This is a genomic window from Mycobacterium sp. WMMD1722 (assembly GCF_049315205.1).
Classification (GTDB): Bacteria; Actinomycetota; Actinomycetes; order Mycobacteriales; family Mycobacteriaceae; genus Mycobacterium.
The window spans coordinates 3,162,236-3,177,290 of sequence record NZ_CP186056.1 but is presented as its reverse complement, the minus strand read 5'-3'; the positions used below and the strand labels follow the sequence as shown (position 1 = coordinate 3,177,290).

General features: G+C 68.8%; 14 protein-coding genes. 9 read left to right on the top strand and 5 right to left on the bottom strand.

Annotated elements, in window-relative coordinates; translation table 11 throughout:
* The first annotated feature begins 1 nt into the window (after window position 1).
* The 3 genes from dnaJ (at window position 2) to ACN27E_RS15270 (ending at window position 2,620) form a co-directional block, all read left to right on the top strand.
* Entirely contained in the window at window positions 2–1,198 is a 1,197-nt protein-coding gene (gene dnaJ / locus ACN27E_RS15280) for a molecular chaperone DnaJ (protein ID WP_422742688.1), read from the top strand.
* On the top strand, window positions 1,198–1,581 hold the full coding sequence (locus ACN27E_RS15275; RefSeq protein ID WP_422742686.1) for a heat shock protein transcriptional repressor HspR: 384 nt from the start codon (window positions 1,198–1,200) through the stop codon (window positions 1,579–1,581). The genes dnaJ and ACN27E_RS15275 overlap by 1 nt, the downstream gene beginning before the upstream one ends.
* Window positions 1,582–1,693: 112 nt before the next feature.
* Window positions 1,694–2,620 (top strand): phosphatase PAP2 family protein, encoded by a 927-nt coding sequence (locus ACN27E_RS15270; RefSeq protein WP_422742684.1) that lies wholly within the window; start codon window positions 1,694–1,696, stop codon window positions 2,618–2,620.
* Here the strand turns inward: ACN27E_RS15270 and ACN27E_RS15265 are convergent.
* The gene (locus ACN27E_RS15265; protein ID WP_422742682.1) at window positions 2,617–3,519 is read right to left on the bottom strand and encodes an aldose 1-epimerase; all 903 of its coding nucleotides are present in this window, start codon (window positions 3,517–3,519) and stop codon (window positions 2,617–2,619) included. The two genes, ACN27E_RS15270 and ACN27E_RS15265, sit on opposite strands and share 4 nt — an antisense overlap.
* A 130-nt stretch (window positions 3,520–3,649) precedes the next feature.
* Here ACN27E_RS15265 and ACN27E_RS15260 point away from each other — a divergent pair, with 130 nt between their 5' ends.
* Entirely contained in the window at window positions 3,650–4,837 is a 1,188-nt protein-coding gene (locus ACN27E_RS15260; protein ID WP_422742680.1) for a hypothetical protein, read from the top strand.
* Here ACN27E_RS15260 and ACN27E_RS15255 read toward each other — a convergent pair.
* The 3 genes from ACN27E_RS15255 to ACN27E_RS15245 are packed head-to-tail and all read right to left on the bottom strand — an operon-like array spanning window position 4,813 to window position 7,146.
* On the bottom strand, window positions 4,813–5,979 hold the full coding sequence (locus tag ACN27E_RS15255) for an FAD-binding oxidoreductase (RefSeq protein WP_422742678.1): 1,167 nt from the start codon (window positions 5,977–5,979) through the stop codon (window positions 4,813–4,815). The genes ACN27E_RS15260 and ACN27E_RS15255 overlap by 25 nt on opposite strands.
* Before the next feature lie 32 nt (window positions 5,980–6,011).
* On the bottom strand, window positions 6,012–6,683 hold the full coding sequence (locus ACN27E_RS15250; protein WP_422742676.1) for a GAP family protein: 672 nt from the start codon (window positions 6,681–6,683) through the stop codon (window positions 6,012–6,014).
* A gap of 43 nt (window positions 6,684–6,726) precedes the next feature.
* Window positions 6,727–7,146 (bottom strand): TetR family transcriptional regulator, encoded by a 420-nt coding sequence (locus ACN27E_RS15245; protein WP_422742674.1) that lies wholly within the window; start codon window positions 7,144–7,146, stop codon window positions 6,727–6,729.
* A gap of 323 nt (window positions 7,147–7,469) precedes the next feature.
* Between ACN27E_RS15245 and ACN27E_RS15240 the strand changes: the two genes are divergently transcribed.
* A complete protein-coding gene (locus ACN27E_RS15240; RefSeq protein ID WP_422742672.1) occupies window positions 7,470–9,113 on the top strand; it encodes a hypothetical protein in 1,644 nt (547 codons plus the stop codon).
* 15 nt (window positions 9,114–9,128) lie between these two features.
* Here ACN27E_RS15240 and ACN27E_RS15235 read toward each other — a convergent pair whose 3' ends face one another.
* Window positions 9,129–9,806 (bottom strand): O-methyltransferase, encoded by a 678-nt coding sequence (locus tag ACN27E_RS15235; protein ID WP_422742670.1) that lies wholly within the window; start codon window positions 9,804–9,806, stop codon window positions 9,129–9,131.
* A gap of 131 nt (window positions 9,807–9,937) precedes the next feature.
* Here ACN27E_RS15235 and ACN27E_RS15230 point away from each other — a divergent pair, with 131 nt between their 5' ends.
* The 4 genes from ACN27E_RS15230 (at window position 9,938) to ACN27E_RS15215 (ending at window position 15,054) form a co-directional block, all read left to right on the top strand.
* Window positions 9,938–10,555: a TetR/AcrR family transcriptional regulator gene (locus tag ACN27E_RS15230; RefSeq protein WP_422742668.1), complete on the top strand. Its 618-nt coding sequence runs from the start codon at window positions 9,938–9,940 to the stop codon at window positions 10,553–10,555.
* Window positions 10,556–10,667: 112 nt separating this feature from the next.
* Window positions 10,668–13,214 (top strand): ATP-dependent chaperone ClpB, encoded by a 2,547-nt coding sequence (clpB, locus tag ACN27E_RS15225; protein WP_422742666.1) that lies wholly within the window; start codon window positions 10,668–10,670, stop codon window positions 13,212–13,214.
* A gap of 172 nt (window positions 13,215–13,386) precedes the next feature.
* Complete coding sequence (gene ttfA / locus ACN27E_RS15220; RefSeq protein WP_422742664.1) at window positions 13,387–14,262, top strand: trehalose monomycolate transport factor TtfA; 876 nt, start codon at window positions 13,387–13,389, stop codon at window positions 14,260–14,262.
* Window positions 14,263–14,277: 15 nt separating this feature from the next.
* Window positions 14,278–15,054 carry an SDR family NAD(P)-dependent oxidoreductase gene (locus tag ACN27E_RS15215; protein WP_422742662.1) on the top strand — a complete coding sequence of 259 codons (777 nt, stop codon included), beginning with the start codon at window positions 14,278–14,280 and terminating at the stop codon, window positions 15,052–15,054.
* The last annotated feature ends 1 nt before the right edge of the window (window position 15,055 follow it).

Genomic DNA, 15,055 nt, shown 5'->3' with positions numbered 1-15,055 from the left:
CATGGTTCAACGAGAGTGGGTCGAGAAAGACTTCTACAAGGTGCTCGGCGTCTCCTCGGACGCCAGCGAGGATGAGATCAAGCGGGTGGCACGCAAGCTGCTCGCGGAGAACCATCCCGACCGCAATCCGGGCGACGCCGCCGCCGACGAGCGGTACAAGGAGGTCGGCGAGGCCAGGGATGTGCTGTCCGATCCCGCCAAACGCAAGGAGTACGACGAGACCCGCCGGCTGTTCGCCGGCGGGGGATTCGGTCGCGGCCGCTTCAACGGCGGCGGCGGCGGCTTCGGCGGCGCGGGCGGCTTCGGTTCGGGCTACGGCTCGGATGGCGTCGAGTTCAACCTCAACGATCTGTTCGACGCGGCCGGTCAGACCGGCGGCGCGAACATCGGTGATCTGTTCGGTGGCCTGTTCGGCCGGGGTGCGCAGCCCCGGCCGAGCCGGCCCCGGCGGGGCAACGACCTCGAGACCGAGACGGAGCTCTCCTTCCTCGAGGCGACCAAGGGCGTGGCGATGCCGTTGCGGCTCACCAGTCCGGCCCCGTGTACCAACTGCCACGGCAGCGGTGCTCGGCCGGGCACCAGCCCCAAGGTGTGCCCGAACTGCAACGGCGCCGGGGTGATCAACAAGAACCAGGGTGCGTTCGGGTTCTCCGAGCCCTGCACCGAGTGCAAGGGCAGCGGCTCGATCATCGAGCACCCCTGCGGGGAGTGCAAAGGCACCGGGGTCACCACCAGGACCCGCACCATCAACGTGCGGATCCCACCCGGCGTCGAGGACGGACAGCGCATCCGGCTGGCCGGCCAGGGCGAGGCCGGTCTGCGCGGCGCGCCCTCGGGCGACCTCTACGTGACCGTCCATGTCCGCCCGGACAAGGTGTTCGGTCGTGACGGTGACGACCTCACCGTCACCGTGCCGGTGAGCTTCCACGAATTGGCGCTCGGCACGACGCTTTCGGTGCCGACATTGGACGGCAAGGTGGGCGTGCGGGTGCCCAAGGGCACCTCCGACGGCCGCATCCTGCGGGTGCGCGGGCGTGGCGTGCCCAAGCGCTCCGGCGGCCACGGCGATCTGCTGGTCACCGTGAAGGTCGCGGTACCGCCCAACCTCGAGGGTGAGGCGGCCGAAGCGCTGGAGGCTTACGCGAAGGCGGAGCGGGCGAGCGGATTCGACCCGCGGGCCGGATGGGCAGGTGCGTAATGAGCAAGCGGGGCGACGAGGCCAGGACGTTCCTGATCTCGGTGGCCGCCGAGCTGGCCGGTATGCACGCCCAGACGCTGCGCACCTATGACCGGCTCGGGTTGGTCAGCCCACAACGCAGTTCCGGTGGCGGGCGGCGCTATTCGCAACGCGACGTGGAACTGCTGCGCGAGGTGCAGCGGCTGTCCCAAGACGAAGGCGTCAACCTCGCCGGCATCAAGCGGATCATTGAACTGACCAACCAGGTCGAGGCCCTGCAGTCACGGATGGGTGAACTGGTCCGCGAGGTCGAGGAGTTGCGCGCCGCTCAGCGACGCGACGCCGCGGTGCCGAAGAAGAGCACCGCTCTGGTGGTCTGGCAACCACGCAACGGCCGCCGTTAGCCGATGCAGATCGAGCACTCCGACGAGGTCTGGCGCGTTGGCACCGTGGCGGACTCGGTCCGGCCGCGGGTGTCCTCCCCGTGAGTCGGGAGCGAACCGCGGAGGCGTCGCAGTGACCGTCCTCGACATGCAGAGCGCGATGAACGGCGACCGCAGCTTGCGCAGCGCGCGACGCCGCTGGCTGATGGTGCTCATGGCCGCGCTCGTGTTCGGCGTGGTGATCTACCTCTTGGCGGTTCAGACGCGAACGGGCCAGGCCCTGGAGAACGCGGCCCTGCGCGGCGCCCGTCAGGTCGACCCGGAGGTGCGCCGAGCTGCGCTCGACCAGTTCCACACCATCTCCGTGACCTCGCAGCTCCTCGCGGCGCTGACCGTCGGAGTCATCGGCCTGCTGCGGCGTCAGCTGTGGCTGGCCGTCGCTGGAGTGTCGGTGATCCTGGTCAGCCAAGCGGTCACGCAGGTGTTGAAATACCACGTGTTGGCGCGCCCGCACACGGGTGTGGTTCACAACGGATGGACTGAGAACACCCTGCCGAGCGGACACACGACAGCGGCGATGTCCCTGTTGTTCGCGACGCTGATCGTGATGCCGTACCGATTCCGCGGCATCGCCATGTTGTTCACCCTCACCTGGGCCGTGGGCATCGGGGCCTACACGGTCGTCATCGGAGCGCACCGGCTCTCGGACACGTTGGCCGCCGACGCGGTGGCACTCGTCGTCGCCTGTGCGGCATCGCTTTTCCTGGCGCGCACTGGCCGGATACGGGCAGTCGTGTCACCAGGCGCGGCGCGGTACACCCTGCGCACCGTCTTCGTGGCGATCGTCGGTGCCGTCGGACTCTTCAGCCTGGCGTGGGGTGCGATTCAGGTGGTGCAGGCGGCGGCTGCCCACCTCGATGACCGGCCCGTCGAGTGGGACCTCTTCCTGGGGTCACAGTGGTTGGCCGCCGCAGGCTCGATCGCGTCGGCACTGATGTTCTGGTGGACCTGGCGACGGTTGGAGACGAAGCGGAGCTGTGACCCCACCACGGCCCGTTAGCCGATCCTGATGGTGAACCGGCTGGTGTCCGGCTCACCCGGCGCGGCCATCCGATAGCCGCCGCGCCGTAACGCGTCGGTGGGTGCGGTCATCGGTTCGATGCCGACCACGTCGTCGGTGGGTGGAGCGAACAGCTGCGCGGCGGGATAGCCCTGCGCGTAGGTCACCTCCACCCGCCGCTCACCGCCGGACAGCGCGAAGACGGCGTCATCGGCTACCCGGTCGAACCCGTCGTCGAGGGTGCGGTTTCCGAGCGCTTCGGCGCTTGCCGGCCAATCCGCGGTCGCGCCGGTCGGCAGTCCCCGGTCGTCGACCGGAAGGTGACGCAGGGCCGGTGTCTCGAGCAACCAGTCCGCGCGCGGCACATCGGGGATCTGCAGATAGGGGTGGTAGCCGTAACAGACCGGAACCGCGGCCGCCTCCGTCGGCGTCACCGTGGTCTCGACGGTCAGGGTGCGCTCGGCCAGCGTCACGGTCATCGTCAGCGTGTGCGGAAACGGGAAGCTGGCCAGCAGTTCCGGTTTGCCGCTCCAATCGAGAATCGCCACCAGCTGATCGACGTACTGCTCGGTGACGAGCCAGTCCGGATTGGCGGCCAGCACACCGTGGATCGGTGTGCCGTGTTCGTCGGTGCGGACCCCGCCGACACCGGGGGTGAGCGTGACCGTTGCTCCGTCGACGGTGTAATCGGTGGCGCTGAGCCGGTTGGCCCACGGGTAGAGGATCGGGATTCCCATCGTCTTGCCGTTCTCGACGTAGGCCGCCAGCCCGCGGCGTTGGCCGAGGTATTCGACCCCGTCGTCAGTCAGTGACGTACAGATCATCCCCGCCCCCGGAACGTAGGTCGCGCGCAGCGACGAGGACGGGTCGGACAGGGTGATGGGCTGGAGGTCGGCCATCGGGCCAGTCTGGCATGTGGGGCAGCACGGGTTCTGCGTTCACCCGCCGGACACGTGACGTTTGCTGCGTACCAACGGGTTTCGAGCTGCGCATCGCCGCGCGGGCCCCGATGATGGCTCAGTGCCGAATGTGAGTGTCGATGCCCCCGCGGCCGAGCGCTGGTTCTTGGACCGCGGGCTGCCTGCGGTGCTGACCGCGCGCGGCCGACTGCGGGCGATCTGGCCGCGCTCGGCACCCGTGCTCGCAGCCGTCGGCGTGCTCGCGTTCTGCGAGCTGGCGGTCTACCTGCTGTCGGGTGACCAACGGGTCAACGTCGACTCGGTCGACCTGACCGACGGCGAACGGTTGGTGCTGGCGGTGCTGGTCCTGGCGGTGCCGGCCGCTCCTGCGGTGGGCTGGATGGTCGCCAGGATGCGCAGCGACCGCGCACAGTCGGTGGTCTCGTCGGCCGCAGTGGGATTCGCCGCCTGCTGCGATCTGATTCAGCGGGATCCACTGTCGCTGCTGGCCACGTGTGGCGTCGTCCTGGTCGTCGTCGTGGTCACCGCCAGTGGCATCGGTTCGGTGCTGGGTTGGGCCACCCGACTGACCTGGGCTCAATTGCGGGCCGTCGGCGATCTCCTGATCGGCGCACTACCGGTGGTGCTGCTCATCGTGCTGGTGTTCTTCAACACCTATGTGTGGATCATGGCGGCCACGATCACCCAGCCGCGGCTGTGGGTGCTGCTCGCGATCCTGGTGCTGATCGCGGTGACGTTCGTCTTCTCCCGCACTCTGGAGCGGGCGCGGCCGACGCTGCGTTCGGCGAGCGCGTCACCCCGGCACGCCGAGCGGCTGGCCGGTACACCGTTCGACAACCTGCCCGATCCGCCGCAGGCCGACCCGTTGACCCGCGCCGAACGATGGAACGAGATCTTCGTGCTCGCCGCCACCCAGATCGTCCAGATCCTCACGGTCGCGCTGGTGCCGTCGGGCATCTTCTTCGTCGTGGGGCTGGTCGTGCTCAGCCCCGAGTTGCTCGAACGCTGGGCACACGGCAGCCGGCCGGATGCCGAAGTGCTGGGCATGACCGTTCCGGTGCCGCAGGCACTGGTCAACATGACGCTGTTCCTGGCCGCACTCACCTTCATGTACATCTCGGCGCGGGTGGTCAGCGACGGGGAGTACCGGTCGAGGTTTCTCGACCCGCTGATCGAGGATCTGAAGCTGACGATGCTGGCCCGCAACCGGTACCGCTACGCGTTCCGGACGGCGGTGACCCCCGAGGCTGAAGTCGAACCCGGCCCGGACGATCAGCCGGTCAGCGGATCATGCTGAATGCGTTGCGGCGGAGCGCCTTTGGCAATCAGCGCCGCCTTGGTGGCGGTGGTCATCGCCGATGATCCGCAGATCAGGATCTGCCGGTCGCCCCAGCCGCCGTATCTGGTGACCACTTCGGGGAGCCGCCCGGTCTGACGCACATGCAGGCCCCGCGGCGGGGTGATGTCGGGATAGTCGCGGGCCCACGGCGGATCGCTGGTGTACTCCGAGACCGGCGTCACCGACAGCCACGGATTGGTCGAGGCGATCTGCCACAGCGTCCTGAGATCGTAGAGTTCGCACGGGAAGCGGGCTCCGAAGAACAGATGGACCCGTGGATTCTCGCCGAACCGGGTCAGATCCATGATCAGGGCGCGCAACGGCGCCAGGCCGGTGCTGCCGGCCACCATCAGCACGTCTCCGTCGTCGCGGCTCACGGCCAGCCCGCCATGCGGATTCGACAGCCGCCAGCGGTCGCCGGGGCGCGTCTCGTTGACGATCGCGGTGCTGACCATGCCGCCGGGGACCGACCGCACATGGAATTCGATACCACCGCCGGATTCGGCGGGGATCGCCGGACTCAGATAGCGCCAGCGCCGGGGCCACTGTGGCACCTGGACGGTGACGTACTGGCCGGGGTGATAGGTCAGCGGGCCGTCGAGCCGGAGCCGGATCACCGACACGTCGCGCGACACGCGGTGGTGTTCGATGACGGTGCCGTCGCGGAACGGCGGTCCGTCTTCGGCGTCCGCGGCTCCGCTCATCACCCCGGTGCACAGGGCCACCGCGTCGCGGGCGGTCGCGTCGAGGCGGTCGTCCCAGCGGTCGGCCAGCCGGTCACGCAAGGCGGTGTACAGGGCCTCGCCCATGGTCCGGTAGTGCCGCGCGGTCACCCCGTACTTGCGGTGGTCGCGGCCCAGCTGGGCGAGGAAGGACACCGGCTCCTGCGCGCGCTGGGCGGCCAGCTCGCCGAGCACCCACGTCATGGCCTGTGCGAACACCGCTCGCTGGCGGGCCATGTCGGGCGGGAACAGATCCCGCACGGACAGGTCGGTGGCGAACCATCGGGTGTAGAACGCGGCGATGAGCGGGTCGGAGCCGAGCCGGGGATCGACCGCGTCACGCAACACCGCCAGCGCGTCGCGATCGTCGAGTCCCACGCCGTTCGAGTGTATGGGAGTAGGAGTTGCGCTCAGCCCAGAACGCCGTGCACGCCCTTGTAGAGCACCAGGAGACCGATCACGAGGAGGATGCCGGCGACCAGGGTGGCGTGTTGTTCTTCCATCCAGTCGCCGAGCCGCCGCAGTGGTGCGTCCAGACGGTGGGTGAACAGGGCGTACCCCACCAGCGGGACCAGCGCCGTCGACCCGGCGACCAGGACGAAGTAGACGACGGCCGACCACGCACCCGCGACACCGAGACCGCTGGTGCCGATCGCCAGACCGGCTGCCGCGCACACGAAGAACACCTTCGGGTTCACCACCACCAACACCGTCGCCGTGATGAACGACCGCCCCGGGGAAAGCCCGGTCAGCCTGGTCATCCATTTCGGGGTGTGTCCTTGACTGCGCCGCAGCCAGCGGAACCCGGCGAAGCCGATCAGGACCACACCGACCACGATCCGCACCCAGGCGGCCCATGGCGGCGGCTTGTTGAAGTTGCCGACCAGTCCGGCCAGCAGGAGGAACACCGCAGCGAGCGTGAACAGTCCCAGCAGCCAGCCGGCGAGGAAGGCCAGGCCGGCCGGTCGGGGCCGCGGCGAGCGCAGCACCAGGACCGCAGGGATGATCGACAGCGGTGACAGCGCGATGACCAGCGCCAGCGGTATCAGTTCGAGCAGAACCGAACCCCATCGGTCCACCATGGCCGAGCCTCCCGTCGAATCGCTGTCGAACCTAGCAAGACACTCAGGCCCGTAGGATGTGACGAATCATCTCGTCGAGTTCTTCGGCGTCGCTGACCACCGGTTGGCCTTGTACGAAACTCGTCATCACACCGCTGACGAACGTCATCACCATCACCGAGCGCTGTTCGACGAGCCGGTCGGCGTCCTGCTGATCGCCGTACCACGCGGCGATCACGCGGTGCGCAAGGCCGTGCAGCCGGTCGCCGTAGGCCCGCACGATCTCGGCGAGATCGGGATCGTTGCGTGCGCTGAGGATCACCTCGAATCGGGCCCGGGTGCGGGTCAGGTAGGGCTCGGTGCCCGACAGGATCACCAGACGCGCGAAGCCGAGGGTGCCGGCGAACCCGGCCGAGGTGTCCCCGGCGAGTTCGTCGAGTACCGACAGATCGGCCAGGTCGAGTTCGCTGAGCCGGTCTGCCACGCCGTGGATGAGGGCCCGGCGGGTGCGGAAGTAGAACGACGTCGTACCGGCGGGGACGCCGGCGTGCTGATCGACCCGCGGGTGGCTCAGTCCGCGCGCGCCGTTGGTGCCGAGCAGGTCGATCGCGGCGTCGGCGAGGTCGCGGCGACGCTGGGCGGGATCGTTCTTGCGGCGAGAGGTGGCGATGGCCCGAATCGTATCCAGGGCGGCCGCCGTGGGAAGCGAACTCTAACAATTTAGAGGATTCGGCCCCTGGCACCCGGGGGCGCGTTACCGTTCCGGGGTCGGCGGTGGTCAGAGGGGGAGCGGTGCAGAGATTAGTGGTGTGGCTGGGAACCGGCGTACTGACCGCGGGAGTGTCGACGGTCCTGCTCGCCGGCGTCGCCAGTGCCGACGTCGACGGGGGTCCCGACGGTGGGTCGGCATCGGCATCGGCATCGTCGACCGCGAGCGGTGTCGAGCGCGGTCCGCGGGCTTCGACCGAATATCGGAACCAGCGCGTCGCACGTACCGACGGCGACAGACCGTCCGTCGCGGTCAGCAGGAGTTCCTCGCGTGTCGCCGGCACCGCCCGGACCGCCGAACCGGATTCCGACGAGGACGAGGCCGGGACGGCGAAGCGCGCCGCAATCCGCGGCCGCACCGAGGGTGTCGAGCGCGCGCGCGACGCCGATGTGCCCGCGGTCAGGACGCCGGATCTCGCCGCGCAGCCGCCCGACGACGATCCGCTGCCCACCCGCAACACCGGTGAGGCCGGCATCATCGGCGAGATCATCGGGCCGTTCCAGCCCGACTATCCGCCGCCGGTGAAGGCCATCGGCTCATTGGTGTTCAACGTGCTCGGCACACTGGTGCAGACGCTCGACGGCCCGCCCGTGGTGCCGCCGGCGCTGCGCGATTCGATCGAGGTCAGCACGTCGACGCTGAACGTCGCCCCGGGCACCGATCTGGAGGCCGACTGGTACTTCCCCAAACAGGGTCAGCCGCAGCGGCTGATCTATCTGCAACACGGCATCCTCGCCAGCGGCCCGATGTACAGCTACACCGCGTCACTGCTCGCCGAGCGCACCAACAGTATCGTCGTGGCGACGACCATCACCTCGAACCCGTTCTCCCACAACAACATGTGGCTGGGTGGCGACGCGATGCACGAGGCGGTGGCCCAGTTGCTGCTCGACGACGACCGTCGCGCGCTGAACGCCAGTCTGGCCACGGCGGCGGCCAAGGCCGGTCGATCGGATCTGACCGTGCCGGCCGAGTTCGTGCTCGTGGGTCATTCGCTGGGCGGTGGCTTCGCCCCCGGGGTGGCCGGTCACTACGCCGAAGGGCTGGTCGCCCGCCGCGCGGACGGGCAGGACGCCGCCAATCACCTGGCCGGGGTGGTTCTGCTCGACGCGGTCCCCTTCGCGCCGATCCTGCCGAATGCGATGGAGCGCCTGAACCGACTCGAGGCGAGCAACAACTGGGACCCCGCCGATTACGTCCCGGTGTACGAGATCGGGGCGCCGCCCAATTTCCTCAACGCCTCCAGCACGGTCAACCGGGATCTGTCGCGGTTCCGCCCCGGCAAATTTAACGGCGTGGTCATCGACGGGGGTGTCCATGTCGACGCCCAACTCGGGGGCAATCCGCTGATTCAGCTCGGCACCTATCTGGTGGCCGGCCCACCGCAGCCCCAGAATCCGCCGGCCGTGCAGCGGTTGATGGCCGGGTGGATCAACGACATGTTCGCCGAGAGAATCGATCCCACCACCGGCCGGTGCATCGAGGACTGCTCGGGCAGCTACGGCGAACCGGGTGAGACCATCGAGATCCCCAGCGAAAGTGGGGTCGCCACGGCCGCGGTCATCGACTCGGGTGCGATCCCACCGTCGAGCCTGCCATGGACGGCATTCTTCGAGCCGCCGGCGGTGACGTCGACGGTGGGCGGGCAGTCGCGGTCGGTGGCCTTGCGTATCGCGGTATGAACCGCTGGCCGTGAATCACTTTGTGAACACGGACAATTCATTACCGCGGTCAGCGTCGAGGGTGACCGTCACATACCCGTTGCCGGATTCGCGCACGTAGTCGAGATAGCCGGCGGTGCCGTTCTCGGCGATCACCAGCGCATGCGGGCGCAGATGGGGTTCCAGGAGCCGCAACACCGGCAGATACAGGCTGAAGGCGCCGTCGAGATGCACGAGGTCCACCGGGCCGCCGACGCCGCCGCGCAACGTGTCGAGCGCGTCGCCGACCCGGATGTCGACCAGCTCGGCCAGGCCGGCGGCCGCCAGATTCTGCTGTGCCCGCGCTGCCTTGGTCGGCTCCAGTTCGGTGGAGATCACCGTGCCGCCCCCGCTGTCGCGCACGGCGCAGGCGAGGTGGATGGTCGAGACGCCGAACGATGTGCCGAACTCGACCACTCTGCTCGCCCGGCATCCACAGCCGAGGAGGTAGAGCAGGCGGCCGAAATCCGCGGACACACAGAGGAAGTTGTCGACCGCGTCGTGGTAGACGCTGCGGTAGTCACGGGCCTCGGCGGCCAGGAGGCCGGCCAACGGGTCTACACCGGGGCCGAATCCGGCGAGCAGTTCGGCAAGGTACGGGGCGTCGGTGGCCTCTGCTTGGCGGAACAGCCGCTCGAGGACGGCGGTGACGTCGGGGTGACGAAGTGAATTCATCTGTGAATACTCACGTTTGGGCGGCTGGGTTGGCTACTCGCTTTTCGCGCGACCGGCACAGCGGTGCTGTCCGGCGAAAATGCGGAATGCCACGGCACCGCTGCTCGCTTTCGCCGGATACCGTCGACGACATGGCGGCAGGCCGAGAGCAACTCCAGCCCAGGAGAAGACCGCGCCAGCGTCGCGCGGAAGACACTCGCGAACGCATCCTCGACGCGGCGGTCCACGTCTTCGCCGTGTACGGCTACGACCGCGGGACGACCAACCGCATCGCCGAGGGCGCCGACATCTCCGTCGGTTCGGTCTATCAGTACTTCCCCAACAAGGACGCCATCCTGATGGAACTGGCAGCCCGGCACCTCGACCTGGGCATCGCGGCGGTCCGCGACCGTCGCCCCGCGCGCCCGCCGGCGTCGCTGCAGGAGGCCATCGGCGAAATCGTCGCCACTGCCGTTGACAACCATCGGCAGGACCCGGCGTTCCTGCGGGTCCTGCTCGAACGGGCGCCCCGATCGTCGGACCTGATGCGCCGGGTGGCGGAATTGCAGGACGCGGCGACCACCGCGATGCGAGCGCTGCTGGACGGGCATCCGGAGGTGAGGGTGGCGGACCGGGACGCTGCCGCCCGGTTGGCCGTCGTCACCATCGAAGCGGTGGTGCACCAGGCGCTGGCCGCGCCCGCCGTGCTGGATCCGGCGGGTCTTGCGCGGGAGTTGACCGTCATGCTGACGCGCTACCTCACGCACTGACAGCCGCCTCTTCCCAGGCGCCGCGAAATTCTCTAGACTTGAGCGGAACAGACTCAACCCTAGCGACGTTGAACCTGTCGACAAGCAATCCTGCTAGACGATCGGAGGTGTCGTGGACTCGTTCAACCCGACGACCAAGACCCAGGCGGCGCTCACTTCGGCGTTGCAGGCGGCCAGTGCCGCAGGCAACCCCCAGATCGCGCCCGCCCATCTATTGATGGCGATGCTCACCCAGAACGACGGCATCGCAGCCCCGCTGCTGGAGGCCGTCGGCGTCGACCCTGCGACCATCCGCACCGAGACGCAACGGCTCATCGACCGGCTGCCCAGCGCCAGCGGCGCCAACAGCCAGCCCCAGCTCAGCCGCGAGTCGCTGGCCGCCGTCACGGCCGCCCAGCAGCTCGCGACCGAAATGGACGACGAGTACGTCTCCACCGAGCACCTGCTCGTCGGTCTGGCGACCGGCGACAGTGACACCGCCAAACTGCTCTCCGGCGCGGGGGCGTCGCCGCAGGCGCTACGCGAGGCCTTCACCAAGGTCCGCGGCAGTGCCCGCGTCACCAGCCCCGACCCCGAGGGCAGCTACCAGGCGCTGGAGAAGTACTCCACCGACCTGACCGCCCGCGCCCGGGAGGGCAAGCTCGACCCGGTCATCGGCCGCGACAACGAGATCCGTCGCGTCGTGCAGGTGCTGAGCCGCCGCACCAAGAACAATCCGGTGCTGATCGGCGAGCCCGGTGTCGGTAAGACGGCGATCGTCGAGGGTCTGGCCCAGCGCATCATCGCCGGCGACGTGCCGGAGAGCCTGCGCGACAAGACGGTCATCTCACTCGATCTGGGCTCGATGGTCGCCGGTTCGAAGTACCGCGGTGAATTCGAGGAACGACTCAAGGCCGTCCTCGACGACATCAAGAATTCGGCCGGCCAGATCATCACGTTCATCGACGAGCTGCACACCATCGTCGGCGCCGGTGCCACCGGTGACTCGTCGATGGATGCCGGCAACATGATCAAGCCGATGCTGGCCCGCGGCGAGCTGCGCCTCGTCGGCGCCACCACACTCGACGAGTACCGCAAGTACATCGAGAAGGACGCCGCGCTGGAACGCCGCTTCCAGCAGGTCTACGTCGGCGAGCCGTCGGTCGAGGACACGGTGGGCATCCTGCGTGGCCTCAAGGAGCGCTACGAGGTGCACCACGGCGTGCGCATCACCGACTCGGCGCTGGTGTCCGCGGCGACCCTGTCCGACCGCTACATCACCTCCCGATTCCTGCCCGACAAGGCCATCGACCTGGTCGACGAGGCGGCGTCGCGCCTGCGGATGGAGATCGACTCCCGACCCGTCGAGGTCGACGAGGTCGAGCGCCTGGTTCGCCGCCTGGAGATCGAGGAGATGGCGCTGGCCAAGGAGGAGGACGACGCGTCGGCGGAGCGGCTGGAGAAGCTGCGCGGTGAGCTGGCCGAGAAGAAGGAAGAGCTCGCGGTGCTGACCGCGCGCTGGCAGAACGAGAAGAACGCCATCGACGTGGTCCGCGAACTCAAGGAGCAGCTCGACTCGCTGCGCCAGGAGTCCGAGCGGGCCGAACGGGACGGCGATCTGGCCAAGGCCGCCGAGCTGCGCTACGGCCGCATCCCGGAGATCGAGAAGAAGCTCGCCGCCGCGGTGCCACAGGCGCAGGCCCGGGAAGACGTCATGCTCAAGGAGGAGGTGGGTCCCGACGACATCGCCGAGGTGGTGTCCGCCTGGACCGGAATCCCCGCCGGCCGCATGCTCGAGGGCGAGACGGCCAAGCTGCTGCGCATGGAGGACGAGCTCGGCAAGCGCGTCGTCGGCCAGCGCAAGGCGGTGACGGCAGTTTCTGATGCGGTGCGCCGCAGCCGGGCCGGTGTCGCGGACCCGAACCGCCCGACGGGCTCGTTCATGTTCCTCGGCCCGACCGGCGTCGGCAAGACCGAGCTGGCCAAGGCGCTGGCGGAGTTCCTGTTTGACGACGAACGCGCGATGGTCCGGATCGACATGAGCGAGTACGGCGAGAAGCACTCCGTCGCCCGGCTGGTCGGTGCGCCTCCCGGCTACATCGGCTACGACCAGGGCGGTCAGCTGACCGAGGCGGTGCGCCGGCGGCCGTACACGGTGATCCTGTTCGACGAGATCGAGAAGGCCCACCCCGATGTGTTCGACGTGCTGCTGCAGGTGCTCGACGAGGGCCGGCTGACCGACGGACAGGGCCGCACCGTCGACTTCCGCAACACGATCCTGATCCTGACGTCCAACCTGGGCGCGGGCGGGACCGAGGAGATGGTGATGGCCGCGGTGCGCTCGGCGTTCAAACCGGAGTTCATCAACCGGCTCGACGACGTGATCATCTTCGACGGGCTCAATCCGGAGGAGCTGGTGTCCATCGTCGACATCCAGTTGGCGCAGTTGCAGAAGCGGTTGGCCCAGCGGCGGTTGACCCTCGAGGTGTCGCTGCCGGCCAAGAAGTGGCTCGCCCAGCGCGGATTCGATCCGCTCTACGGTGCGCGTCCACTGCGCAGGCTGATCCAGCAGGCCATCGGCGACCAGCTCGCCAAGATGCTGCTGGCCGGCGACGTGCACGATGGCGACATCGTGCCGGTCAACCTCAGTCCGGACGGTGAACACCTGGTCCTGGGCTGACGTTCATCCGCGAGCAGACGCAAAGGTCCCCGACACACCGCGTGTCGGGGGCCTTTTGCGTCTGCTCGGCGTCGGACGGGTGGGGCCAGAGTTGCTGCTGAGCTCGCCTGAGACGGGGTTGTGACCTAGATGAGTTCGGGCGAACCGGCTACCAACAAGTAGGCTGGGGTCAATGGTTCCGCTCTGGTTCACACTGTCGGCGCTCTGCTTCGTGGGTGCGGCCGTATTGCTGTACGTCGACGTCGACCGTCGGCGCGGGCTCGGACGCCGCCGCAAATCCTGGGCGAAGTCGCACGGCTTCGACTATGAGCACGAGTCGTCCGACATCCTCAAGCGCTGGAAGCGCGGGGTGATGTCCACCGTCGGAGACGTGAGCGCCCGCAACGTGGTCCTCGGTCAGATCCGCGGTGAAGCGGTCTTCATCTTCGACCTCGAAGACGTCGCCACGGTGATCGCGCTACACCGCAAGGTGGGCACCAACGTGGTCGTCGACCTGCGCCTCAAGGGCATCAAGGAGCCGCGCGAGAACGACATCTGGTTGCTGGGGGCAATCGGTCCGCGGATGGTGTACTCCACGAACCTCGACGCCGCCCGCCGGGCCTGCGATCGCCGCATGGTCACCTTCGCCCACACCGCGCCCGACGCCGCGGAGATCATGTGGAACGAGGAGAACTGGACGCTGATCAGCATGCCGGTGACCAGCACCCGGGCCCAGTGGGACGAGGGCCTGCGTACCGTGCGGCAGTTCAACGATCTGCTGCGGGTACTGCCGCCGGCGCCCCAGTCCGACTCCACGCAGGCGATCGCGCGGCGCAGCGGATCTCCGAGCCGCCCGATCAAACCCGCCCCCAGCCGGCAGAGCGAGCTACCCCAGCGTGCCGACGCCGGGCGTCCGGATCTCGCACCGCCCGCCGGCCGACCCTACGCCCAGCGCCCGGACGCTCCCCGGGCCGACGGTCCGCCCGCCGGCCCGGCGGCCCATCCGGGTCCGTCCCGGACCCCGGCACCGCCGCGTAACGGGCGGCAGTCGTCACATCTGCAGCGCTAAGTACGCTCTTCAGGCATGCCACGGCCCGTCGCACTGATCACCGGACCGACGTCAGGGCTCGGTGAGGGATTCGCCCGCCGCTACGCACAGGACGGCTACGACCTGGTGCTCGTCGCCCGCGATGTCGCCCGCCTCGAGACCCTGGCTGCCGAGTTGCGGGACGAAGGCGGCGCGACCGTCGAGGTCCTGCCCGCCGACCTGGCGGTCGCCGCGGACCGCGCCGCAGTGGCCGAACGGCTCAAGGCCGGAGTCCAGGTCCTGGTCAACAACGCCGGCTTCGGGACGTCCGGAGAGTTCTGGACCGCTGATCTGGAGCTGCTGCAGTCCCAGCTCGACGTCAACGTCACCGCTGTGATGGCCCTGACGCATGCCGCGCTGCCGCCCATGCTGGCGGCAGGCTCGGGCACCGTCATCAACGTCGCCAGCGTCGCCGGGCTGCTGCCCGGCCGCGGGTCGACCTACTCGGCGTCCAAAGCCTGGGTGGTCGCCTTCTCCGAAGGCCTGGCCAACGGGCTCGGTGGCACCGGCGTCGGTGTGCACGCGCTCTGCCCCGGATTCGTGCGCACCGAGTTCCACGCCCGCGCCGGCATCGAGATGTCGGGCACCCCTGCCTTCTTCTGGTTGAGCGTCGAGGACGTGGTCCGCGATTGCCTGGCCGACGTCGCCAAGGGCCGGGTCGTGATCGTGCCCGGCGTTCAGTACAAGGTGTTGACCACCGGCAGCCGCGTCGTCCCGCGCGCATTGGTGCGGACGTTGACGCGCGTCGTCGGCCGCGGCCGCGGTCGGACCTGAC